Raw genomic sequence first — 836 nt, 5'->3', positions numbered from 1 at the left:
CCGCCAGCGGATTGGTGTGGACCCGGGCGCCCTGCTTGCGCACCAGCAACTCGGGGCTGACTCCGACCAGTTCGCCGCCCTCGGCGACGGGGATGCGGAATTGATAGCCGGTGGGATTCTGCCGCGCCAGATTGGCGAGGATGGTCTCCACGTCGGCAGGCTCGGCCAGGCGGATCTCCTGGATGCGCGACAGCACCGCCTTGCTCAGCTCGCCGCGGCGGAAGGCCTCGATGGCCTCCTCCACCGCCAGGCAGAAGCCATCCGCACTGGGCAGGTTGCGCACCTCGCGCACCTGCGCCGGGGCAACTGGCGCGCTGCTGACCGGCGCCGGACGAGCCACCCAGGCGTGCTCCCGGGGCACATAGAGACAGGAGGGCCGGGTGGTATCGAAGGGAATGGCGCCCATGATCACCGGCTCGGCGATGCCGGCCTGGCGGGCACGGGCGAAGGCCTCTTCCACGGCATGGAGGAACAGGCTGTCCCGGTGCGCACCGCCGCTGGCCGGTGTCTCGACCCGGGCACAGATGCCCCGCCCCTGCAGGACGCGATCACCCGACTGGAACAGGAATGCGGCCTGTTCCCGACGATCGGCGCCTACGTCTCCGACCCTCTCGGCCCTCTTGCTCGTCATTTCGATGAACCTCTACACGAATGATAATGCTTATCAATAAGAAGAAGCTAACGCACCGGATGCTGAAAAGTCAATTCGTTAGGAGCCGAACGAAATTCCCATTCATCCCGCAAATCTTTGAAATTAAAGATGAATATCCACCGAACGGAAGGCCGCCTGGAGGGTATCTCCTGCCCTTCCCCGCCGATGTATTGGTGGTTTGAGC

General features: G+C 64.5%; 1 protein-coding gene. It reads right to left on the bottom strand.

Going from position 1 to position 836, the window contains the following annotated elements:
• Window positions 1-631, bottom strand: a 631-nt coding sequence (locus GSQ95_RS25895; protein ID WP_178123856.1) for a chorismate-binding protein, incomplete at its 3' end; no start/stop codon positions are given.
• Between the last annotated feature and the right edge of the window lie 205 nt (window positions 632-836).

The sequence above is a fragment of the Pseudomonas sp. BAV 4579 genome (genome assembly GCF_009765395.1).
GTDB lineage: Bacteria > Pseudomonadota > Gammaproteobacteria > Pseudomonadales > Pseudomonadaceae > Chryseomonas > Chryseomonas aestiva.
Note: the sequence above shows the minus strand (reverse complement) of the source record. Positions and strands in the feature narration are given on the sequence as shown.